29 protein-coding genes and 1 pseudogene are annotated in these 21,866 nt (G+C 35.5%); 10 read left to right on the top strand and 20 right to left on the bottom strand.

Features of this window, described 5'->3' with window-relative positions:
• Positions 1 to 59: 59 nt before the first annotated feature.
• The gene (locus I7H67_RS09940) at positions 60 to 1,451 is read right to left on the bottom strand and encodes a 3-oxoacyl-ACP reductase (RefSeq protein WP_013197428.1); all 1,392 of its coding nucleotides are present in this window, start codon (positions 1,449 to 1,451) and stop codon (positions 60 to 62) included.
• Between the two features lie 235 nt (positions 1,452 to 1,686).
• Here I7H67_RS09940 and I7H67_RS09935 point away from each other — a divergent pair, with 235 nt between their 5' ends.
• The gene (locus tag I7H67_RS09935) at positions 1,687 to 3,255 is read left to right on the top strand and encodes an acetyl-CoA C-acetyltransferase (protein WP_198307738.1); all 1,569 of its coding nucleotides are present in this window, start codon (positions 1,687 to 1,689) and stop codon (positions 3,253 to 3,255) included.
• 66 nt (positions 3,256 to 3,321) lie between these two features.
• Here I7H67_RS09935 and aceI read toward each other — a convergent pair whose 3' ends face one another.
• A complete protein-coding gene (gene aceI, locus I7H67_RS09930; protein WP_005073799.1) occupies positions 3,322 to 3,756 on the bottom strand; it encodes a chlorhexidine efflux PACE transporter AceI in 435 nt (144 codons plus the stop codon).
• A gap of 90 nt (positions 3,757 to 3,846) precedes the next feature.
• Between aceI and I7H67_RS09925 the strand changes: the two genes are divergently transcribed.
• From I7H67_RS09925 to leuE, 3 genes are all read left to right on the top strand, one after another.
• Positions 3,847 to 4,740: a LysR family transcriptional regulator gene (locus I7H67_RS09925; protein ID WP_192836944.1), complete on the top strand. Its 894-nt coding sequence runs from the start codon at positions 3,847 to 3,849 to the stop codon at positions 4,738 to 4,740.
• Positions 4,741 to 4,871: 131 nt separating this feature from the next.
• The gene (gene tal, locus I7H67_RS09920; protein ID WP_192836945.1) at positions 4,872 to 5,861 is read left to right on the top strand and encodes a transaldolase; all 990 of its coding nucleotides are present in this window, start codon (positions 4,872 to 4,874) and stop codon (positions 5,859 to 5,861) included.
• Between the two features lie 73 nt (positions 5,862 to 5,934).
• On the top strand, positions 5,935 to 6,585 hold the full coding sequence (gene leuE / locus I7H67_RS09915) for a leucine efflux protein LeuE (RefSeq protein ID WP_151768352.1): 651 nt from the start codon (positions 5,935 to 5,937) through the stop codon (positions 6,583 to 6,585).
• A 51-nt stretch (positions 6,586 to 6,636) separates the two neighbouring features.
• Here the strand turns inward: leuE and I7H67_RS09910 are convergent, their stop codons facing one another.
• Positions 6,637 to 7,110: an Lrp/AsnC family transcriptional regulator gene (locus I7H67_RS09910; RefSeq protein ID WP_004791690.1), complete on the bottom strand. Its 474-nt coding sequence runs from the start codon at positions 7,108 to 7,110 to the stop codon at positions 6,637 to 6,639.
• A 186-nt stretch (positions 7,111 to 7,296) separates the two neighbouring features.
• Between I7H67_RS09910 and I7H67_RS09905 the strand changes: the two genes are divergently transcribed.
• The gene (locus tag I7H67_RS09905) at positions 7,297 to 8,472 is read left to right on the top strand and encodes a benzoate/H(+) symporter BenE family transporter (protein WP_198307737.1); all 1,176 of its coding nucleotides are present in this window, start codon (positions 7,297 to 7,299) and stop codon (positions 8,470 to 8,472) included.
• Positions 8,473 to 8,528: 56 nt separating this feature from the next.
• On the opposite strand, the gene I7H67_RS09900 is transcribed toward I7H67_RS09905, so the two are convergent.
• The 3 genes from I7H67_RS09900 to I7H67_RS09890 form a co-directional block, all read right to left on the bottom strand.
• Entirely contained in the window at positions 8,529 to 8,972 is a 444-nt protein-coding gene (locus I7H67_RS09900; RefSeq protein WP_005306468.1) for an RDD family protein, read from the bottom strand.
• 262 nt (positions 8,973 to 9,234) lie between these two features.
• Positions 9,235 to 9,408, bottom strand: coding sequence for a hypothetical protein (locus I7H67_RS09895; protein WP_151828452.1), 174 nt, complete (start codon positions 9,406 to 9,408; stop codon positions 9,235 to 9,237).
• 175 nt (positions 9,409 to 9,583) lie between these two features.
• Positions 9,584 to 9,811, bottom strand: coding sequence for a hypothetical protein (locus I7H67_RS09890; RefSeq protein ID WP_004791683.1), 228 nt, complete (start codon positions 9,809 to 9,811; stop codon positions 9,584 to 9,586).
• A 290-nt stretch (positions 9,812 to 10,101) separates the two neighbouring features.
• Between I7H67_RS09890 and I7H67_RS09885 the strand changes: the two genes are divergently transcribed.
• On the top strand, positions 10,102 to 10,545 hold the full coding sequence (locus I7H67_RS09885; protein ID WP_002115225.1) for a universal stress protein: 444 nt from the start codon (positions 10,102 to 10,104) through the stop codon (positions 10,543 to 10,545).
• 262 nt (positions 10,546 to 10,807) lie between these two features.
• Complete coding sequence (locus I7H67_RS09880; RefSeq protein ID WP_198307736.1) at positions 10,808 to 12,394, top strand: ATP-binding cassette domain-containing protein; 1,587 nt, start codon at positions 10,808 to 10,810, stop codon at positions 12,392 to 12,394.
• 65 nt (positions 12,395 to 12,459) lie between these two features.
• Here I7H67_RS09880 and I7H67_RS09875 read toward each other — a convergent pair whose 3' ends face one another.
• Together I7H67_RS09875 and I7H67_RS19680 are read right to left on the bottom strand one after the other, a co-directional pair.
• On the bottom strand, positions 12,460 to 12,888 hold the full coding sequence (locus tag I7H67_RS09875) for a DNA breaking-rejoining protein (RefSeq protein ID WP_198307735.1): 429 nt from the start codon (positions 12,886 to 12,888) through the stop codon (positions 12,460 to 12,462).
• 33 nt (positions 12,889 to 12,921) lie between these two features.
• Positions 12,922 to 13,008 (bottom strand): annotated as a pseudogene (locus tag I7H67_RS19680) (hypothetical protein); the annotation flags it as partial.
• 77 nt (positions 13,009 to 13,085) lie between these two features.
• Here I7H67_RS19680 and I7H67_RS09870 point away from each other — a divergent pair.
• The gene (locus tag I7H67_RS09870) at positions 13,086 to 13,592 is read left to right on the top strand and encodes a GNAT family N-acetyltransferase (RefSeq protein WP_198307734.1); all 507 of its coding nucleotides are present in this window, start codon (positions 13,086 to 13,088) and stop codon (positions 13,590 to 13,592) included.
• A gap of 99 nt (positions 13,593 to 13,691) precedes the next feature.
• Here I7H67_RS09870 and I7H67_RS09865 read toward each other — a convergent pair whose 3' ends face one another.
• The 5 genes from I7H67_RS09865 to I7H67_RS09845 form a co-directional block, all read right to left on the bottom strand.
• Positions 13,692 to 14,054, bottom strand: a complete 363-nt coding sequence (locus tag I7H67_RS09865) for a NirD/YgiW/YdeI family stress tolerance protein (RefSeq protein ID WP_198307733.1) — start codon at positions 14,052 to 14,054, stop codon at positions 13,692 to 13,694.
• Positions 14,055 to 14,163: 109 nt separating this feature from the next.
• Positions 14,164 to 14,595: an L-alanine exporter AlaE gene (alaE, locus tag I7H67_RS09860; RefSeq protein WP_198307732.1), complete on the bottom strand. Its 432-nt coding sequence runs from the start codon at positions 14,593 to 14,595 to the stop codon at positions 14,164 to 14,166.
• Positions 14,596 to 14,684: 89 nt separating this feature from the next.
• Positions 14,685 to 14,972: a hypothetical protein gene (locus I7H67_RS09855; protein ID WP_005039828.1), complete on the bottom strand. Its 288-nt coding sequence runs from the start codon at positions 14,970 to 14,972 to the stop codon at positions 14,685 to 14,687.
• A 271-nt stretch (positions 14,973 to 15,243) separates the two neighbouring features.
• Positions 15,244 to 15,375, bottom strand: coding sequence for a hypothetical protein (locus tag I7H67_RS09850; RefSeq protein ID WP_004643213.1), 132 nt, complete (start codon positions 15,373 to 15,375; stop codon positions 15,244 to 15,246).
• Between the two features lie 152 nt (positions 15,376 to 15,527).
• Positions 15,528 to 16,397 carry a LysR family transcriptional regulator gene (locus I7H67_RS09845; RefSeq protein ID WP_198307731.1) on the bottom strand — a complete coding sequence of 290 codons (870 nt, stop codon included), beginning with the start codon at positions 16,395 to 16,397 and terminating at the stop codon, positions 15,528 to 15,530.
• 225 nt (positions 16,398 to 16,622) lie between these two features.
• On the opposite strand from I7H67_RS09845, the gene I7H67_RS09840 reads away from it, so the two are divergent.
• On the top strand, positions 16,623 to 17,477 hold the full coding sequence (locus I7H67_RS09840) for a DMT family transporter (protein ID WP_198307730.1): 855 nt from the start codon (positions 16,623 to 16,625) through the stop codon (positions 17,475 to 17,477).
• Positions 17,478 to 17,530: 53 nt separating this feature from the next.
• On the opposite strand, the gene I7H67_RS09835 is transcribed toward I7H67_RS09840, so the two are convergent.
• The 3 genes from I7H67_RS09835 to I7H67_RS09825 all read right to left on the bottom strand — a co-directional run bounded on the left by I7H67_RS09835 (position 17,531) and on the right by I7H67_RS09825 (position 19,141).
• A complete protein-coding gene (locus I7H67_RS09835) occupies positions 17,531 to 17,794 on the bottom strand; it encodes a hypothetical protein (protein WP_192835162.1) in 264 nt (87 codons plus the stop codon).
• A gap of 177 nt (positions 17,795 to 17,971) precedes the next feature.
• Entirely contained in the window at positions 17,972 to 18,214 is a 243-nt protein-coding gene (locus tag I7H67_RS09830; protein WP_198307729.1) for a hypothetical protein, read from the bottom strand.
• Positions 18,215 to 18,826: 612 nt separating this feature from the next.
• Complete coding sequence (locus I7H67_RS09825) at positions 18,827 to 19,141, bottom strand: winged helix-turn-helix transcriptional regulator (protein ID WP_004791654.1); 315 nt, start codon at positions 19,139 to 19,141, stop codon at positions 18,827 to 18,829.
• 110 nt (positions 19,142 to 19,251) lie between these two features.
• On the opposite strand from I7H67_RS09825, the gene I7H67_RS09820 reads away from it, so the two are divergent.
• Entirely contained in the window at positions 19,252 to 19,668 is a 417-nt protein-coding gene (locus tag I7H67_RS09820) for a carboxymuconolactone decarboxylase family protein (protein WP_151988590.1), read from the top strand.
• A gap of 85 nt (positions 19,669 to 19,753) precedes the next feature.
• On the opposite strand, the gene I7H67_RS09815 is transcribed toward I7H67_RS09820, so the two are convergent.
• From I7H67_RS09815 to I7H67_RS09800, 4 genes are all read right to left on the bottom strand, one after another.
• Positions 19,754 to 20,326: a lysozyme gene (locus I7H67_RS09815; RefSeq protein ID WP_005306499.1), complete on the bottom strand. Its 573-nt coding sequence runs from the start codon at positions 20,324 to 20,326 to the stop codon at positions 19,754 to 19,756.
• A 15-nt stretch (positions 20,327 to 20,341) separates the two neighbouring features.
• Positions 20,342 to 20,851, bottom strand: a complete 510-nt coding sequence (locus I7H67_RS09810; RefSeq protein ID WP_151988588.1) for a hotdog fold domain-containing protein — start codon at positions 20,849 to 20,851, stop codon at positions 20,342 to 20,344.
• A gap of 185 nt (positions 20,852 to 21,036) precedes the next feature.
• A complete protein-coding gene (locus I7H67_RS09805) occupies positions 21,037 to 21,237 on the bottom strand; it encodes a hypothetical protein (protein WP_004791647.1) in 201 nt (66 codons plus the stop codon).
• A 107-nt stretch (positions 21,238 to 21,344) separates the two neighbouring features.
• Positions 21,345 to 21,614 (bottom strand): hypothetical protein, encoded by a 270-nt coding sequence (locus I7H67_RS09800; RefSeq protein WP_198307728.1) that lies wholly within the window; start codon positions 21,612 to 21,614, stop codon positions 21,345 to 21,347.
• Positions 21,615 to 21,866 lie beyond the last annotated feature (252 nt).

Raw genomic sequence — 21,866 nt, 5'->3', positions numbered from 1 at the left:
ATTTATAGATTCTTGAATAAAAAAGGGATGCACAAGCACCCCTTTTTAGCTAAAAGTGCTTAAGCGCCCAACAAGCTTTGACCACATACACGTACAACGTTGCCGTTTACACCAGTAGATGCAGTTGATGCAAACCATGCAATCGTTTCTGCTACATCAACAGGTAAACCACCTTGTTGCATTGAGTTCATACGGCGACCAGCTTCACGAATTGCAAATGGAATTGCCGCAGTCATTTGAGTCTCGATAAAGCCAGGTGCTACTGCGTTAATGGTAATACCATTTTTTAAGATAGGCGCAGTAAATTTCACTAGACCAATCACACCAGCTTTTGACGCAGCATAGTTTGTTTGACCAAGATTACCAGCAATACCACTAATTGATGATACACAAACAATGCGGCCGTTTGCATTTAGACCATCGTTTTCTAACAAGTAGTCATTTACACGTTCAGCAGCAGACAAGTTAATGTTAATTACTAAGTCCCAAAGCTCTGGCTTCATGTTTGCCAAAGTTTTGTCACGAGTAATACCTGCGTTATGAACGATAATATCTAAACCGCCTTGTTTTGCCGCAGCAGTTTTAATTTTTTCGCCCGCATCAGCAGCAGTAATGTCAATTGCCAATGTAGAACCACCAATGTCAGCAGCTACACGGTCAAGGTCAGCTTGTTGTTGTGGTACGTCTAAACAAATAACATGAGCGCCATCACGTGCAAGCACATGTGCAATTGCCTCACCAATACCACGGCTCGCACCAGTTACTAATGCAGTTTTACCAGCAAGCGGTTTCGCCCAGTCAACATCAACTACATCTGCTTTAGAAATACGAACAACTTGACCAGACACATAAGCTGAACGTGGAGAAAGCAAGAAACGTAAAGTTGATTCAAGGTTTGCAGCAGCACCTTCATCAACATAGACCACTTGCGCAGTAATACCCTTTTTAAATTCTTTACCTACAGATTTGATAAAGCCTTCAAGTGCACGCTGAGCAATCGCTTGTTTTACAGTTTTTGCAGTTTCAGGAGTTGTACCAATCACAATCACTCGACCAGAAGTCGCAACTTGACGTGCAATCGGGTTAAAGAATTTATAAAGTTCGTTTAACTGTTCTGAGTTTTGAATACCAGAAGCATCAAATACAACTGCTTTGAATTTTGATTCTTTGTCGCCTGCATTGAATGGGCGTAAATTTAAACCAACTTTTGCAGCTTCTTGTTGTAATGCAACATTATTGCCTACATAGCTGTCAGCATGAATATTGCTAAGTACTTGTGCAATCGCACCAGACAATACACTTGACGGCGCTGCGCCAACCAATACTGCACCATTCACTACTGGCTGAGCACTTTCAAAACGCTCTAATGCAACTGGTGATGGTAAACCCAGATTTTTAACAACGAATTTACCAATAGGAGATTGTGTAAATGCTTGGTATTGATCAGTCATGATTATTATCTCTCAAAGAAATGAATTTTCTACGACAGGCTTCATTATGTTATGAGATGAATAGCAACAATATGAAATCAGTCGTTCATTAGAGTTACTCCAAATCATACTTGAGTTCATCTTTGGATGTCTTGACCTGAATGCTATCTACAATGTCATTCTAGTCAATACAGGTCTATTTGAATTGTGTTAATGTAGCTTATAAGAATATCGTTAATATGCTTGGAAAAGCCTTATGAGCAAGACAACTCAAGAAAATCCAGCAGTCGAGAATTCTGCTGAGGAAAAAGTGTCAAATACATCAAAGCCGGCTTCTAACACGGCTAAGCGTAACAGCACAACTCCTAAAGCAGCAACTAATACTCCAAAAACGACACGTACTCGTTCAACGACTGCACCTGCACGTAGCCCTCGTAATAAGAGCGCTGCTACAGCAACCCCATCTACATCTTCAAATGTAGCTGCAGCACCAAAAGCAACAAAAACCAAAACTTCTGTTCAACAGGATAAAACCATGAGCCAAAACACTGTTCGCCGCGTTGCAATTATTGGTGGCAACCGTATTCCATTTGCACGTTCAAATACTGCTTATTTTAAAGCGTCTAATTCTGACATGCTGACAGCAGCATTGAATGGTTTGGTTGAGCGCTTTAACTTACAAGGTAAGCGTATTGGTGAAGTCGTTGCGGGTGCTGTTTTAAAACATAGCCGTGACTTCAACATGACTCGTGAAGTTGTATTGAGCACAGATCTTGCTCCTGAAACTCCTGCTTATGACATTCAAATTGCTTGTGGTACAGGTTTACAAGCAGCTTTTGTTGTTGCAAACAAAATTGCACTTGGTCAAATCGATGTAGGTATTGCAGGTGGTGTAGACACAACTTCTGACGCACCGATTGCTGTAGGTGATGGTTTACGTAAAGTTTTACTTGAGCTCAATGTTGCTAAGACTGGTAAAGACCGTCTCAAAGCATTAACAAAAATTGATTTTAAAAAGCTTCTTGATGCACCAAGCAACGGTGAACCACGTACTGGCCTTTCAATGGGTGAGCACCAAGCAATTACTGCTTTAGAATGGGGTATCACTCGCGAAGCGCAAGACGAGTTAGCTGCAAGCAGCCATCAAAAGCTTGCTGCTGCTTATGAACGTGGTTTCTTTGACGACTTAATCACTCCATTCTTAGGTCTTAACCGTGACAACAACTTACGTGCAGACAGCACAGTTGAAAAACTTGCTAAATTGAAGCCAGTTTTCGGTAAAGGCGAAACTGCAACAATGACAGCAGGTAACTCAACTCCGTTAACTGACGGTGCTTCTGTTGTATTGCTTGCATCTGAAGAATGGGCAAAAGAAAACGGTCATGAAGTTTTAGCTTATCTTTCTTTCTCTGAAACAGCAGCTGTGGACTTCATTGGTAAAAACGGCCCTAAAGAAGGCTTATTAATGGCTCCTGCTTATGCAGTACCTCGTATGCTTAAGCGTGCAAACCTTAAACTTCAAGATTTCGATTTCTACGAAATCCATGAAGCATTTGCATCTCAAGTGTTGTCTACGTTGAAAGCTTGGGAAGATGAAAAATTCTGTAAAGAACGTCTTGGTTTAGATGCACCTTTAGGTTCAATTGATCGTTCTAAACTGAACGTAAATGGTTCATCTCTAGGTGCAGGCCATCCATTTGCTGCAACTGGTGGTCGTATCTTGGCAACTGCTGCTAAATTGATTAATCAAAAAGGTTCAGGCCGTGCATTAATCTCGATCTGTACAGCAGGTGGTGAAGGCGTTGTAGCAATCGTAGAGAAATAATTTTACGATTCACCTTTAAAAAAAAAGCACCCTGATGGGTGCTTTTTTAGTTTAATAACTTAATTTTTAATGAAGTGATGCAGCTTTAGCATCAGGGAAAAATTTGTCTTCGATATGGTCATAACACCACTGGAAAATAAAGGTATAAACCAAAATACATAAGGTTAAACCAATATCTAAAATAAGTGCATCAATCACACTCATCTGAAGCATATATGCAATCATCGGTACGGTTGCAATTAACAAGCCACCTTCAAAGCCAATCGCATGTAAAATCCGCACAGGGATTGTTCTTTCCCAATTATATTTATGCTCTACTTTTTCGAAATAATGGTTAAAAATCATATTCCAGAAAACTGAAACAACTGCCATAAACACACCGAGTGTTCCGGTTACGTCCATCGGCATATCAAAAATAAAACTTAATGCAATCGCAATGATGACCAATAAAATTCCTTCATAACTGATTGCATGAATGAGTCTTCTCTTGGAAATCAACATTTTTAAATACTCAATAATAACTTGGATAATGTGCATTTTATTTTTATAATATTGATTAATCCAATCAGGTTCTTTCAGTTTTTTTGACAGATGAATATTAATCAAGAACAACTACTCATGTTTCAGGCCGTGATTGAAACCGGCTCTTTTTCAGCAGCAGCACGTAAACTTGGAAAAGTTCCTTCGGCTGTAAGCATGTCTATTGCCAACTTAGAAATTGATCTGAACTTGACTTTATTTGACCGTAAAGGCCGTGAACCCGTCCCTACTGACGAAGCACGGGTGTTATACGAAAAGACATCTCAGCTTTTAATTGAGATGAATCAATGGAAACAGCATGCTCACGCGTTAAGTACAGGGTTAGAAGCCAATTTAACTCTTGTGATTGTCTCTGAACTTTTACACACCAATTGGACCGACTATATTTGTCTTTTAGAAAGTCGTTTTCCAGACTTACAAATTAATATTGTGTCTGCCCCTCAAGAAGATGCACTTCAAATGTTATTAGATGGGTCTGCCCAACTTGCATTGATGTTTGAACGCGAACACCTAGATAACAGAGAACAATTTGTAGAACTTAAACGTGAGGCTCTAATTCCGGTTATTTCAAATAGCCATCCCCTTGCAAGTCAAAATCAGGTTTCTTATGAACAAATCCTTACTACACGACAAATTGTAGTTGCAAGCCGAGATGAAACTTTAAAACCTGAATTGCTATTTTCGAAACATTACTGGCGTACAGACAACCACCACTCTGCTTGTTTAATGATTTTACGCAATCTAGGTTGGGGTGTTCTTCCTCAAGAAATGTTTAAAGAAAACCCTGAATTAAAAAATAAGCTTAAAGTATTGGATTTATTAGATTTCACCCCAAGATTTGAATATTACGTCGACTTAGTGTGGAGCCGTGAAAGTGAACTCGGTGCGGCTGCCAGATTTCTAATTGAATATATCCGTAAGCAACGAATACAACAGACACCTTAAAATTATTTCAATTGAGATGCAGAACCTAAACGTTTTTCTTTGAAATATAACAATTGATATATCGACAGCATGAATAGACTTTGTGCTATAAAAGAAAACATAAGATTTATTACTGAAGATGTTGAATATCAATGACTCATACAGCACTTGACCAATTAAAAACATTAACGACCGTTGTTGCCGATAGTAGTGACCTTGATGCAATTCGTAAATTTCGTCCATTAGACGCGACGACAAACCCTTCATTAATTACGGCAGCAGCAGAACAACCTGAAAGTAAAGAGCTGATTGAAGATGCTTATTATCAAGCCAAAGAAGAAGGCTATAGCAACGATGAGTTAATCGAAAGAACCATTGATATTTTGACTGTAAAATTTGGCGTAGAAATTTTAAAACTCATTGAAGGCCGTGTTTCTACAGAAGTTGATGCTGCCCTTTCATATGACACTGAAGCAACCATTCAAAAAGCACATGAATTATGTGAACTTTACAAAGGTTATGGTATTGATCAGTCACGCATTCTGATTAAAATCGCGTCAACTTGGGAAGGTATTCAAGCTGCTAAAGTACTTGAAGCTGAAGGGATCGCTTGTAACCTCACTCTCCTTTTCGGTTTGCATCAAGCTCAAGCTTGTGCAGATGCTAAAATAACTTTAATTTCACCATTTGTAGGCCGTATTTTAGACTGGTACAAAAAGGCTGAAGGCGTAGATGCTTACCCAATCGAAAAAGACCCGGGTGTGGTTTCAGTTAAGAAAATCTACACTTACTACAAACAGCAAAATATTCCAACTCAAGTGATGGGTGCGAGCTTCCGTAGCATTGATCAAGTGCTTGGACTTGCAGGATGTGATTTGCTAACGATCTCTCCTGGTCTACTTACCCAGCTTGAGCAAGATACGCGTACAGTTGATGCGGCTCTTGATGCGACTAAATCAAAGCAAGCAGAGGCTATTGTTAGACCAGCTCAAAATGAACAAAGTTTTAAAGATGAACTTAATCATGACTTAATGGCATTCCAACTTTTACAAGGTGGTGTTGATGGCTTTATTAAAGCCCGTGACCAATTAAGTTTTTTATTACGTCAATCTTTCGGAATTGATGCGGAAATTAAACCTTAAAAAACTGCACTTTTCATACAAAATCACCGATTTTTGTTATCATGGCAAAAATCGGTTTTTTATTGGGTTTCTCGTGTTCGGCATAACAGATATAACAACATATATTATTGGTACATTCCTAATTGTGTTATTGCCAGGACCCAACTCTCTATATGTGATGTCAATTGCTTCACGTTACGGCATTAAAACTGGATATATGGGCGCATTAGGTATTTTTACTGGCGATCTCATTTTAATGCTGTGTACCGTACTAGGGGCTGCGTCTCTACTTAAAGCATTTCCATGGGTATTTGTTATTCTTAAATTAACAGGTGCACTTTACCTATCTTATTTAGGTTTTAAACTCTTACAAGGCAGTATTCAACGCTGGAAACAACGTAATCAACCACAACCAGAAATGGCTGATTTACCCGCTTTAGATAAAGTTCATCCTTATAAAACAGCACTCAGTATTAGTTTACTCAACCCTAAAGCGATTTTATTTTTCCTATCTTTCTTTGTTCAATTTGTTGAACCTGACTACGCCTACCCCGCTTTAAGCTTTTTAATTCTAGCGGTTATTTTACAGGTGATTAGTTTTAGCTATTTAACTGCATTAATCTTCTCTGGAATTAAACTTTCAGCATTTTTTAAACAAAACCATAAAATTGCAGCGAGTAGTATTTTTTTAGTCGGAATTTTATTCTTCGGATTCGGTCTAAAACTAGCAACCTCAACAATCTAATCATCTTTACCTATCCATTTTTGCACTATAAAGTTAAAACATGATGAGCTGTTAAAATGCCAGCATGCCATCTGTTTTAACTTCATTGAGCACAAAAAATGTTCTGACTTGTCTTACTCCAGGTAAGGCAATAATCTTTTCACTATGGAATCGGTTAAACGCAGCTAAATCTTTAACACGAATTTTTAGAAAATAATCGACTTCTCCCGCTACCAGATAACACTCTAAAACATTTTCCAAATCACCTGATGCTTGTTCAAATGCCTGAAAGCTGTCTGGGGTTGAGCGGTCTAAAACCACACCAACGAGTACCACCGTATCACGCTGCACCATGCTTGGATTGATCCTAGCGCGTACATCTAAAATTGCCCCAATCTTAAAAAGACGCTGAGTATGATTCCAACAAGATGACGTACTTATGCCTACGAGCTTAGCCAATTCGGCATTACTTAAGCGTCCATTTTCTTGTAATGCACGCATAATTTTCAATTCGAGTGGTGATAAATTTTCAGCTTGCTCTTCCATAAAACGATATCCCAAATTTAGTGTTATTTATGGAAGGAATAATATCATTATTCAATATTTTAAAAATATTATTTCCATTTTATATTAAAAATAGAAAGCACCTTCTTTAAAAAAATTGTTAGATTTAGCGAGCTGAAAACAAAGGCAGAAACATATTAATTTTTCAGGGATTTAGAACATTTAGCTATGCAAAAGATTCTTCAAGATTTTTCTATTCCAGCCGTATTCGCGGGTTTCATTACCTTTCTTATTGGTATTAGTGTTTCGGCTATTTTAGTGATTCAGGCTGCCCAAGCTTTAGGTGCTTCACCTGAACAAATCACCTCATGGTTTTGGGCTTTAGGTTTGGGTCTTGGTTTATCAGGCCTTATTCTTTCGTGGAAATTTAAATACCCTGTAGCAACTGCATGGTCAACCGCTGGTCTCGCTTTAATTATTGCAACTGGTGGTGGATATAGCATAAATGAAGCAATTGGTGCTTTTTTAGTGGTTGGTGTACTGACAGCGATTTTAGGTTTTTCTGGAATTTTTCAAAAAGCGCTTTCCTATATTCCGCAAAGCTTGACCAGTGCCATGCTTGCAGGCGTTTTACTTAAATTTGGTATTTCACTTTTCGCAAGTTTGCAAAATGATTGGGTATTCGTTTTATCTTTACTCGTCATTTATATCATTACAAAAAGATTATGGCCGCGTTATAGCATCGTGTTCACAGCACTTGCTGGTGTTGTGCTCTGCCCTATGTTTTTAGACTTTCATATGCCTACACTGCACTGGTCTTTGGCTAAACCTGTTTGGATTAGTCCTGTCTTTAGCTGGTCAGCTCTTTTGGGCTTAGCCTTACCTCTTTTTGTGATTAGTATGGCTTCGCAATATTTACCCGGCATTGCCATGATTAAAAGTTATGGCTACAAACCACATGTTAACCAACTGATTGGCTGGACAGGTTTAACCCAAGTTTTGCTTGCACCTTTTGGTTGCTATAGCGTTAATATTGCTGCGATTAGTGCAGCTGTATGCCTTGACGATCAAGTTCATCCTGACCCAAGTAAACGCTATATTGCTGGCATAAGCTCTGGTTTTTTCTATGCATTGATGGGACTATTTGCAGCAACACTGACAAGCTTGCTCATGTCTTTTCCCCATATCTTTATTGTAGCTTTAGCTGGCATCGCATTACTTGGTACCATTAGCCATAACATTGCGCTTGCCTTTGGCCCTGTTGAAGACCGTGAAGCTGCATTATTTACCTTCTTATGCAGTGCTTCGGGCATTCAATTTTTTGGTATTGGCTCAGCCTTTTGGGGACTTATTGTCGGTCTTATTGTGTTTTTAGTACTTAAATTTAAGGTCAAAAAAAGTTAATAAAAAAACGTTCATAGCTCCTTTTTCAATGCTATGAACGCTTTTCAATCTTATTTTTATAACTCTCTTACTACCACTGATTTTGCCATTTTGTCATGCCAACCTTGTTTTTTAGCATCAAATGCGACCCAAAAAAGACCAATACCAAATACTAAAATTGACGGAATATAGCCAACATATCGAATGATACTCTGCGTGACTGTTAACTTATTACCTGTTTTTTCATCTAAAACTTTTAATCGCATCAATCGTTTACCCGGCGTTCCTGCAAAATACAGCCAACATAAAACCGAATACAATAAAGGAAATGCATAGTTCACAATCAAATCGAACCAATAATTTTGTGGCTTAGTACTTAAACCTGTGGCAAAGACTAAGTCGTAATCCCCTTGATAAAAAATCCATGCTGCAGGAATAACAGCCAAAAAAAGAATAAGAGTATCAATGATCATTGCACCAAATCTTAACCAGAACCCTGCATACTCATACTTATAAGTCATGCTCACCTCGCTTTGTTATTGTTTAATAGCTAAAAACGCTTTTACAATTTTACTTTAATCCTAAATGAAACTTTTTTATTTTTAAATACTTAAATAAAATTAAAATATTCTACTTTTATATTTTATTGTAATAATTCCGATCAAAAAAAACGTTATTGCATAAATACTCATCAAAAAAACTCATATTTTTAGAACTGAATTTTTTCATTTCAGTTCTATTGGACAATTTTACAGGAAATTAAAATACAAACTCATATTATATTTATTTCCAAAATAAAATATCTAATTTAAACTCTTTCTTTAATAATAATGCTGCAAATAATAGAGCTAATCCAATAATAATCAAAAAAACACTTAAACTGATTACTCCATAAACAATAGCTACACTGCCTAATATAGCTAAAACATAAAATATAATTACACTGAATGTCGGCATTTCAATTTATCCCACTACTTAAAATAAAAGCAATTTATTCTATCGAGTTTATAAACGATTGCTGTTTTCAAATGTTGGCTACACCATTAATTTGTATCATCATACAATAATCATGTTATTAAACATATTTAGTGTTACTTTGCTTTAATAACAAGTGATGTAGTTCACATAATTTTTATTTAATTTCAAAATAATGTTTTTCAGTGACGAGCTTAATTTTTAGATTTTTATATAAGCGTTCTTTTGAGTCTTCAAGTGAAGGGACAACTTTTTCTGCAAATTTATCTTCGGTCATCAGTCTGGCATAAGTTTTATAGCCAATAACTAACTTTTCGGGTTCTTTACCTGTTTGACGGAACTCTTCAATAAGTTTATTAACTTTCTTTGCTGTTAAATCAGCCATCTTCCTCACTCTCCCCTTAATTCATTATTTTGTTATACGTTTTCTATATGACAGAAATATGAACAGTAATTTTTTGTAATTTTCATGTAAATATTATCAATTATTTAGCAATACCACCTAAACGCCATCTCAACCAATAGAAAAATAAACACAAGCCAATGATTTAAAATAAATTTATTTAATTTTCCCTTCCTGTGACTGAATAGATGTTTACCGTGAATGAAATATGTTAATCTTTAATTAATAAATGCTTCATACATATAACAACTGTAAATAAGAGGAATAACATTATGAATTACCAACATATTATTGTACCAGTCGATGGTTCGGAAATTTCGTTAGCAGCAGCAAGACAAGCAGCTCATATTGCAAAAGCTTTTGGGAGCAAATTGACCGCGATTAGCTTAGTTGCGGTAGATCCTTTTAGCGGTGTAGATTTTTATTACATCTCACCTGTTGTAAAAGATTATTTTGTTGAAGCACGAGCAAATGCAGAAAAAACACTCGCTAAAGTAAAAGCTTTATGTGCTGAAGAAGGTATTGATGCCGAAACTCAAATCATCCAAGGTGAAATCTCTTCAGACGGTATTTTGAAAGCTGTAGAAGACTTAGGTTCTGATTTGATTGTGATTGGCTCTCATGGTCGTAAAGGCTTCCAAAAACTTATTCTGGGTAGTTTTGCTCAAGATGTTTTAAACAGTACCAAAATTCAGGTATTGGTTGTAAAAGAATAAACTTTTTAGATGCAAAAAAACCCAATCCAACGATTGGGTTTTTTAATAAAATAGATTGCATAAATTTTACACTAATCAAAAACCCAGCTAGAATAGTTTCTTATTCTTCCAATTTCGTGAGTCACGCCAATGAAGTAAGTCTTTTTTCTCATCAATTTTTCTTTTTTTTGATGTGCAAAATAGACTATTTTTTTGTGATTTAACGTCTCTGCTTAAAACTACTTTTCCTATTTTGTACATCCTGTATTTATGAGGTTTTTTTATGACTCAGCAGGCATGTGTAATATCACAACTCTCTTTAGAATTTCCATCTAAGGACATGTTTCAACAACTAAATTTTAGCCTTGAATCGCATCAAGTATCTGCTTTAATTGGCCGTAATGGTCAAGGTAAATCTTTGCTTATGCAAATGTTAAATCAGACGCTTAAATCAGATTCAATTTTGACGTCTGGGCAAATATCTTGGCATGTAAAGCATGCATATTTAGCTCAGTTGCATCGTTTATCAGCCCAGACCATTGCCGAAGCATTAGATATATTAGATGTTTATCACGCGTTTAAAAGAGTTGAACAAGGTGTCGCCAACTTTGATGATTATGATTTGTTAGAAGGTAAATGGGACCTCCCTGCCTTATGGAATAATTTATTGGAATCTGCGGGTTTACCAACAGATTTAGACTTTCCAGTGAAAAACCTAAGCGAAGGTCAAAAAACTAAATTGGCATTAAGCTGTTTATTTCTAAAATCAGATCATTACTTGCTACTTGATGAACCTAGTAATCATCTAGATCAGGAATCTAGAAAATGGTTAATTGATCATTTGAGGAAACACCCAGCAGGTGCTCTTATCATTAGTCATGATCGTAGTTTACTGAATGAAGTAGATCATATTTATCACTTGAATGAACATGGTTTACATCACACAACGGGAAACTATGAAAAGTTTTATGACCAATATCAAACTCATGTTGCAGCTTTGGAGCAATCTGTTCAGCAAGGCCAACGCGACGTTAAAAACATGAGGCAAAAGCAGCATGAAGTATTAATGAAAGCTCAAAAACGTGAACGTGCTGGAAATAAATTACGCGAATCAAATTCTCAAGCCAAAATTTTGCTCGATTTTAAGAAAGAACAAGCAGGCCAAAGTATTGCTGCCATACAGTCTCAGCACCAACGACAAATTTCGAACAGTCAAAATGATTTAATAGACAAAAAAATGCGTCTTGAAACCGTCAAGCCACAACAGTTTGTCTTCCCTACTTTTCACAAGAAATCTGGAGAAATTCTTCGCATTAAAAAGCTTAAACTGAAATACGGAACGCAAAAACCCATAGATTTAGCGGTACAGGCAGCCGAAAAAATTCACGTAACCGGTCAAAATGGTATTGGTAAATCGACACTACTTAAAGCAATTCATGCTCAAAACAAACAGCCATGTGACAGCATTCATCTATTTGTAAAATGCTTTTATCTGGACCAAAACTTTAGCTTTCTATGTGATGAAATGACGGTGATTGAAAATCTAAGCCACATGAATAGTGAGCTTTCAGAACTAGAATGGCGAAATCTATTAGGTCAACTTCGAATTCGAGGTGATAAAGGTACACAACTTTTATCTCAGCTCAGTGGTGGTGAAAAACTCAAAGTAGCCTTATTAGCGCTTAGCCAAATACATCCTACCCCTGAACTCTTGTTATTAGATGAACCAGAAAATCATTTAGATATTGAATCTAGAGAACTATTAGCTACCGCTATTCAAAGCTATGAAGGCGCTGTATTGCTCATTTCACATGATCAAACTTTTGTTGAAAGTTGTGCTATTCATGAGTCTTTTTCTTTAGCCGATTAATCTTTATTGATATCTTTTTCAAATTTACTAGTTCTCTTTTGAGAGCTAGTAAATTCTAGCAACCATTATTTTTTTACTTTATTTAATATTTCAATATCTAAACTATATTTCACAGTTTTATTTTTACGAGCACTATTTCGCATTTGATAAATCTGAACAATATAATCACCATCGACTGGTAAAGTAAGTTCTCCTTTAGATCCCACAGTTGAACCAATTAATAATGCCTTATCCTTACCTGGCTTTTTACCTGGGGCAAAAATATTAACATAGGCTAAATTACCAAGACTATTAATATTGAATTTTAATATTTGTTCATTCTTTGCATAAACCCTGTACCTTACATCATTATAGCCCTGAAATTTTCCAGTTAATGTGGTATATGTTGAACCTTGTAAAAAATTAACTTTTTGCTCAATATTTTTAGCTAAAACAGTGAAGGATGTAGTTGAAATCAGTGTAGATAATAATAAAGTTTTAATGATTTTTTTCAATTTTTAATCCTCAAAATATTTTAAATTATTATATTAAAAATAATTTTTATAAAATTTTACTTTATGTATGATTTTGATGAGTAGTAGTTGTTTTTTATAACCAATAACAAATAAAGTATCTTAGAAATCTAAATTACAGTTTTACTTATTTAAAAAATTAAAGCGTATGATTGGTCAATAAATAAGGAAGAATTTTAATGAATATTATGATTCGTGATGAGCGAAATGAGGATGTTGAAGCAATAGAAGAACTAACGAAAGCAGCTTTTGAAAATGCTGAGCACACCAGTCATACAGAACATTTTATTGTGAATAGTTTAAGAAACCACGGACAATTGACCATCTCTCTAGTCGCGATTGAAGATGGTTCTGTTATTGGGCATGTTGCTATTTCTCCAGTTCAAATGAGTTCAGGGGAAATGGGTTGGTATGGTTTAGGCCCTATTTCTGTTCATCCAAATAAACAGGGGCTTGGTATTGGCTCGCTTCTGATGAATAAATCACTAGATAAATTAAAAAAGTTAGGCGCAGAAGGATGTGTTTTACTGGGCGATCCCAACTATTACAGCAGATTTGGTTTTAAAGCATATCCTGAGCTAATTTTGCCCGATGTGCTAAGTGAATATTTCCAAGCCTTAAGTTTTTCAGGCAATATTCCTAAAGGAAACGTACACTATCATGAAGCATTTAATGCAACACAATAATAAAAAATAACGTCGTTAAAAAGAGAACTCCTATTTGCAGGAGTTCTCTTTTTAATGTTTTCGATATATCTAAGCAGTATTAACCTAAATTTTCAGATTTTATTTAACTTTTTCAATCTTAAAAACTTCAATATCAGTTGGCTTAACTCTATGTGTATCCACCTCTCCCACAACACGTACTTTATCTCCAGCTTTTAGTTGTAGAGGCTTCCATAAGTCATCATCTATATCAATTACAATTGACCCAGTTGCATCTTTAAACTCAAAATGATCACCAGCAATATGCTTTACAATAGTGCCTGTTAACGTAACACCAGACTCATCAGCCAAGGTTTTTGCTTTAGACACCGTGACTACATTTTTTGTCGCTTCTTTTAATAAGGCAGCATCTGGTTTAGCCAATACCGCATTACTCCCCAATAAAGCCAACCCAGTGAGTATTGCTAAGAATATTTTTTTCATTACGATGACCTACTTTTAATGTTCTTAGTTATATAAACAAATTATTTTAAAGTTATAGATTTAGCTTTTGTGGCTTTTTGTATCTTATAAGAGAGTTTCTTTAATCATGTCATGTAAAAACACCAAATAATTTGCGGCAAAAATTTAAGAAAATTCCATAGGGTCTTCCAGAAACGCTAACAATTATAAGAATAGAACTGACAGCCGTAACTACCTGCACTAAAGTTGCTCCATTAAAAGCAAGTATTAAAATATATAGTGGTATTTGGAACGTTAAATTAGCGAGTGTATCTAGCAAAAAGCTTTGTACAGCTGTTTTATGTTTTCCCCATATTTTTTTAAAAATCCAATCGCGATAAAACCCATATGGTCGACCAATCACTAGAGAAATAGGTATTGCGGTAGCACGTATTTTAAATGTTTGTTCAAGTGTAAGACCCGTAATTACAAGCTCAACAAAAGTACCTATGGCTAGCGAAAATAGAACCATCGCAAATGTATCTGCAAAGAATTTCTTTAAGTTTTCTCTTCCAACAAGCATTTTCTAGCCTATAGCTTTATCGTTAATTTACTTAAGAAAGCGTTTTTCTTAAGTAAATTAAACTGAGCACTAAAAATATCAATTAATTGTTAAACAACAAGTTGCCCTAAATCCAATAAAACATTCATGGCTTCTGTCTCGTCTGTTGTTTGCATCACAATCATTCGGTCATATGAAATTCCACCAATTTCAATATAAATTTTCGGATGTGGAAGCTGAGGAATATAGACTTTTAGGGGTTGATAAAGAGCAAGAAGATAACCAAATGAATCATAAGGATAATGATCATTTTTTAGTGTCTTCTTTACCACAACATAAGTATTCAATATGTCTAGAATAAAACCATATTCATTTTCAGAATGAAATTTAGCGTCCATACCCACCTCCTTGATTAATTAATATTTTTATAATCAAATTTAAAGGTTAAATTTCTGATCTGATGGCATTTGAACCAATTTACTTTAAATATAGAGTTATATTTAAAATGATTCGTGTTGAATTTAAATATATTTAAAACCTAGCATATTAGTCAACATATTTTGAACAGCAACATTAAAAATAAATATTGTGAGTTACAAATCACACTTTAGGGTAAAAATACAAAGATATAAAAAAGCCCATCTTACGATGGGCTTGAGAATTTATAGATTATGAATCTTTGTCCATTGAATGAGGGGTTGTGGTTTTATCTTGCTGTTTTGTATCGTTTTCACCTTGGCAAGCGCTCACACTTAAAGAAATAATCGCAGCTAAACCTAAGGTAGCCATAATTTTTGTCATACTTCGCCTCATGAATTGTTCAGATAGTGAGTTAATAAATACTTTTTATTAGTTTTACGATCAGCATACGTTTCTAAGCTTTTTTGTAGATTTAGCGCAAAAATGTAAAGCTCTTTAGTTTTACATTTAAATATCAACTTAAGATTTGGCCATTAAACGTTAACTGAGTGTCTGAGCGTTTTAATGAGTAATTCATATAAGTGATCTACAGCCTTCGACTCTAACGATGACCTACTCCGATAAACCGCAGCCTCCATCGGCTCTAAAGGTCCGAGGCCATGATCTGCACCTAATATGGTTAAATGCTCAGGTGCGCTACATTGCGTAAACACGGCTATTGCTAAACCGCTTTCAACTGCTGCAATTTGGCCCGCTAAACTTGAACTGTTGTATACCACTCGATAACGGCGCCCTTGTAATGCTAAAGAATGAATAGCACTCTTTTTGGCTTGGCTGGTACTTTCATAAACTGCAATTGGAAGCGGATCTTCTCGCCAGAGTTCAAATTGTGGAGAGCCAACCCATACCATTGGTTCATGAAATAACAATGTTCCTTGACGAGTGTTATCTCTCGAAATTAATGCCAAGTCTATATCACCACTTTCTACCCGCGGAATTAAAGAAGTCGACTGTTCACAAATTAATTCAATTTCAACCCCTCCGTAACGGGGTGCAAAACGTTTGAGTACTGGTGTTAAATATTTAGCGGCATAGTCATCAGGTACTCCAAGGCGTATACGGCCCTTTAATTCATCTCCATGAAATGCCATTTGAGCTTCTGCATGTAAGTCGAGAATTCGGCGCGCATAACCTAAAAGTAGCTGTCCTTGCGACGTTAATTCAATTTGTCGATGTGTTCGTATTAAAAGTTGGCAATGTAGCGCTTCTTCTAGTTTTTTCAGTTGCATGCTAACCGCAGACTGTGAGCGATATAACTCAGGTGCTGCATTCGACAATGAGCCTGTATCTACGACTATGACAAAACACTTTAACCAATCAATCTGTAAGTTTTTTATATTCATTACGATTTATCTATTCGATTTTCAAATAGTATATAAAAGAATTATGCGCTTTTCTTTATCTATTCTCTCTCCCATACTGAAATTAGAAGAAGTTAAAACAATTCATTTTTCTAAAAGAAGCTATCCGTGAATTGATTAATGTCTGAATAACACGTTAATAGCGACGCTGACTAACAATTTCATCACTTCGTATTTCTTAGATATTACGCACTAGGAGGAGGTTTTATGCGCCTAAATAAACAGATGCTTGCATCACAAAGTGCGACATCTATTTTCGTTTTACTTTGGGGAAGTGCCGCAATTTTTACTCGATGGGGACTCGATAATGCCTCACCCATTGCCTTACTAATTTTACGGTTTTCTACTGCTTTAATTGCTCTGTCACTACTGGCTATTTTTAGAAAACGACTCTTACCCAAGCATGGAACACGAAAGCAAGTTTTACTAACGGGCCTACTCATGATCGCAGGCTATTCAATCTGCTATTTTAAAGCTATGGCTCATGGGGTCACGCCTGGTTTGATGGCCACAATCATGGGAATACAACCCATTTTAACGCTTTGCCTTCTAGAAAAGAATTTACAAAAAGAAAGGCTTTTCGGTTTACTCATTGCTTTAGCTGGACTCATTCTTTTAGTCTGGAAAAGCCTAACAATGTCGTTTATTGCGCCAATCGGCATATTCTTTGCCTTGGCTGCCCTGATCTGTATAACCTTTGGGGCCATTATGCAAAAGAACATTCAACAGTCTCCGACAGATGTCTTACCGCTACAATATGTAGTTAGCCTTGTAGTTTGCTTATTTATAGTTCCCTTTGAACATTTTGAAATAACGTGGAATTCACAACTGATTATTTCTGTCTTATTTCTAGGAATTTTAATTTCTGTAGTTGCGCAGCTTTTACTTTACCGACTTTTAAGTCAGGGCAATATTGTCAACGTGACAAGCCTGTTCTATTTGGTTCCCATTGTTACTGCACTCTTAGATTTTCTAATTTTAAAAAATACATTACCTCTGGCAGGTTTAATTGGAATGATTGCAATTTTACTAGGCTTATTGATTGTCTTTAAAAAGAACTAACTCATAGAAATAATATAGAACCCTCAACTGAGGGTTTTATTTTGAATAAAAATTTAATCTAAATTTTTCCAGTCTGTACCAATTTGAGCTAATGCTGGAAGCTCATCACTATTAAAAACATTAGAATTACGGTCAATAGCAAATCGATAGATAGGCATAGAATCAGCTTCAGTTTTCTTAAAGAAACTGAAGTTTTCATTAAGATGATAATTACCCCCTTCTGTAGATTTTGCTGCTGTTCCTGAGGGTATATGAGTATAACTTTCACATTCTACTTCAACATTATTTCCGGCAAGATCTTGGTAGGAAAATTTCATGTTTTAATCCTTTCTAAATTTTTATGATTGAGAAAAACTTAACATGCTATCGGGCTAGATTACTGAAACTTTTTTAACTAATTGTTTAAGTGTGTATATTTGGTTAAAACTAGATTTTTTGTAAAACAGATGCTCATCCTTGTAATGCATTTTTTATAAACGTACCTTAAACCTCATCTAAATAGGATCTTTCCTGCTGAGTAAAACAGCATTACTGGGAATACTTTTAAGTATTTTCTTTTGTTGTCTCAGCCATTCTTTATAAAATTTTTGATCAGATTGTTCCGAAAAGTTATCTCTAGGCTTGTTATAGGAAGCATCACGCATATTTTCAGATCGTACACACGGCCAATTGTTTAAGTGGGGTGTCAAAACAGCATTACTGACTAATGAAAGCTCTTCTAATCTAATCAAATTCATCTCTACTTCCTTACTTCCCTCTAGCGTCCTCACTCTTCAATTAATTCATACAAAGCTTTATTTTGAATAATCTATAGACGGCTATTGTTTATTCCCTAAACCGATCCAATTAGGGCTACACACAAATAACATGCCTTTAAAAATGCAAAGTGCAAATTTTGTGTATTGATTTATCAAACATGTAAGTTGCTATAGGAATGAATAAATTGTGTTTAAATAGAGTGATGAAGATATTTAGAATGTTTTCTTCTTTGTTGCTTCAATTTCAGATATACTAAACTTAGTATGAGATGAGCCTTATATAGTTCATTGCTAGATCAATGAACGACTAAGCCCTTCGCTTTCGAGCAAGGGCTTTTTTAATGCCTAAAATTTGAGAAAACTTATACTTATATGAACTGTCTGGTCGGCCATTGGTTTGCCTTTATAGATCAGGTCTGTTAGATTGGTCTTGTTCATCAACTCCTATTGTCGATGAATACTGAAGCCTGATTCGTAGCATCAGGCTTTTTTAATGCCTAAAATTTGTATAAATAATCCTGTCCAAATGATGGGCATGTGATCTCGGTACGATCCGAAACAACGTAAATCAAACTATAAAATAAACCAGCCTTATCTTACTTTTAGCCAAGTGCCTACTTCTTTTAGCACATCAACTAAACCGTTTAATTTCTTGCCATCTTCGGTTAGTGAGTATTCAACCTTAACAGGAACTTCCGCAAAAACTTCTCTGTTAATAAACCCTTCTTCTTCAAGAAAACGCAATTCTAAAGTTAGCATTCTTTGTGAAATATTAGGTATTGCACGTCTGAGTTCATTAAAGCGCATAGGTCTTTCGATGAGAAATGAAATAATTAACATTCTCCAGCGGCCACCCAATACTGTCATTGCCTCTTCTACAGAACAGCCAGAAATATTATCTTTCATTGTTTAATTAGGTATAAAAAATATACCTATATAACAAAATAGTGCCTAATTTACAATCTATACCTAGTGGTAAATAATAGCTTTTTATCACCAAAAGACTGGCCTATATTATGGAATATAAAGAAGTTGCTAAAAAAACGATTAATCATTTGTACTCAGCACATGCATCTATCCGCACCTCAGGCATCGACCCTCAAATCATTGCTTTAGCTGAGTTGTATGTGTCCCAAATCAACGGCTGTGCTTACTGCTGCGCTTTTCATGCTCAGGAATTAAGAGATATGGGAGTAAGCCAAGAAGTGATTGATAAAATTCCGGGCTATAAACATTCGAATGCCTTTTCAAAGAAGCAGCACCTTGCTCTTGAACTTGCGGAGGCAGTCACTTTTCTATCTGACAAAATTGAAACTATAAAAGCTCATTTAGCTGAATATTTTAGTGAAAGAGAGATTGTAGAGTTAACGACCAGCATTTCGCTCATGGGGGCTTTAAACCGGCTTAGAATCACTTTAGGTGATAAAAGTTAATCTATTTTCTTCCTAACATGAAAAAGCCCTAATTATTTGGGGCTTTTAATGAATTTTTGACAAAGTTTAATAAAAATTGAAAGCACTATTTTGGCGATAAAAATAATTTCTTTTCGATTGCTCGGCGATTCACTAGCCCCTGCAACCGCTTACCACCAGCATTGACCCAGACATCAAACTGGTTTCCAGCCTCTTTATAATCACCTAAATTTAAATTTTTGAGTAAGGTCGAATTTTTAAAAGCCCCAACTCCAATGTTATAAGCTAAAGAGACTAATGCATCGAATTGATTCTGTTTTAAAGGCACTTTTACAACACTATTTACTGCGCGCTCAAATATCTTTAAATCATGCTGCATATAAGCTTTAGCCTGTTCAAGTGTGCATCGGTCTCCTTCACTTACACGCTGGCCATTAGGATATCGCGTCGTGCCATATCCAATAGTCCATACCCCAGTACCATCGTCATAAGCACTAAGTTTTAATCCTTCAAAATTACAAATTAGGTTTACACCTTCTAAACTAAGAGACATCTCATCAACAGCGACACCTATCAATTCATCACCATAATCAGTTGCTGTAGCAATCTGATCCACTGCTGCATCTTGCTGAGGCTTAGCAGTAAAAAATTTGCGGAGATAATCCAATATTTTTTGCATTTAATGCCCTGTTATTTACTTTTTCTCTGTAACCCAAAGCGTAATATACCCTTGAACTACAGGCTGTCCATCCGCTCTATAAGCATTAACTTTTACTTGCATATCTCCTACTTTCCACTCGTCATCAATAGTTGCTACTAACTTAATATCAGAATCGCCCTTAGCTACATAATTTACGCTCATACCTTTAGGTAACCATCTTAAATGTTGAGGTACTGATGCTTCAGCTAATACACCCATGACAAATTCCAGCCCATTACATATGGCAATAACGTGTACAGTCCCGATATGATTTTCGATTGATTTATTTTTTTTGATTGAGGCTTCGCACAGGTTCAAATCTAATTTTTGAATCATTGGATTTACACTCTGAAAATATGGAGCAACTCGGCTAACAACTTTTGATAATAGTGTTAATCCGCCTGGTACATTTTTCAAAGTCTTAAACGCGAGCAGAACATCATTAACCGGTGGAACAGCTTTATTTTTGATTTTGTTGGTAAATGTAGAAATATAATTACTCATAGTTTTACTTCAATTCGAGAATTAATCATTCAATAAATATATATGTACCCACTTCTACACTCATTGCTTAGTTCTCAATTTTTTGAGTCATTAATGATAATGATTAAATAACCTCGAACCTATCATACTGCTTAGATAGAAAGTCTAAAATATTAAAAATGCCCAATATTGAATTGGGCTTTAAATTATTCTTCAATTTCGATGGGATCGCCATCTTCAGGGCGAATGTGACGCTCACCATCATCCGCCGGATCTACACTCGAGCCATCTTTGGTAATGCTGTTATACAACTCATCCTCTTTTTTATCATCGATAAATTCTTCATCGGCAAAATCGAGAGGCTCTTCATCATCGTCAAAATTTAAGGGTTTTTCTTCATCTATCATGAGATTCATCCTCTACTTAACTTGTGTCACTCCATGCTTAAATAATTAACGGCTACATTCAACACCAAACCATCATCATTTGTGTAACTGACATTTTCGGATACGTTTTAGTTTTTGTTATTTTCAAGATGGTTCAAAATACTACTAATTTTTAAAAGTAAGTAACCAAACAGTAGCCCATTAAATATAATGAAAAGACCGAATGTAACCATTTCTTTAGACCAGACTTGAATAATGTCTAAATTATCGTTTCTTGTTTCAACTTGCCCATATGACAAAATAAAGGCTATTCCCAAAACAATTCCAAATAAAATTACGCCCCACGCGACAACTATGGTTACCTTGCTTTCACTATGGAGTTTGTTTGCTTGACTCATACTTTTTCTTGTTACATTTTAGGGCTCATATCATTTTTTTATATTAATTTAATGCCTATTTAAAGTTTTGTTTATGTTATGTTTTGATAGCAATGTAACTAATTTTTATATTTTGTTTACCTCTCCATCAACTGTCTTATTTTCAATTTAAAATGATATGTTGTTTTTACTTTTTTCAATGAAATCTATATACCCATTAAACTAACCATCTGCTGTTTTATAAGATAAGAGAGTAAATTTATTAAATTAACA

The sequence above is a fragment of the Acinetobacter sp. ACIN00229 genome, assembly GCF_016106645.1.
Classification (GTDB): domain Bacteria; phylum Pseudomonadota; class Gammaproteobacteria; order Pseudomonadales; family Moraxellaceae; genus Acinetobacter; species Acinetobacter oleivorans.
The sequence above is the reverse complement of the archived record's forward strand: the minus strand, read 5'-3'. Positions and strand labels throughout refer to the sequence as shown.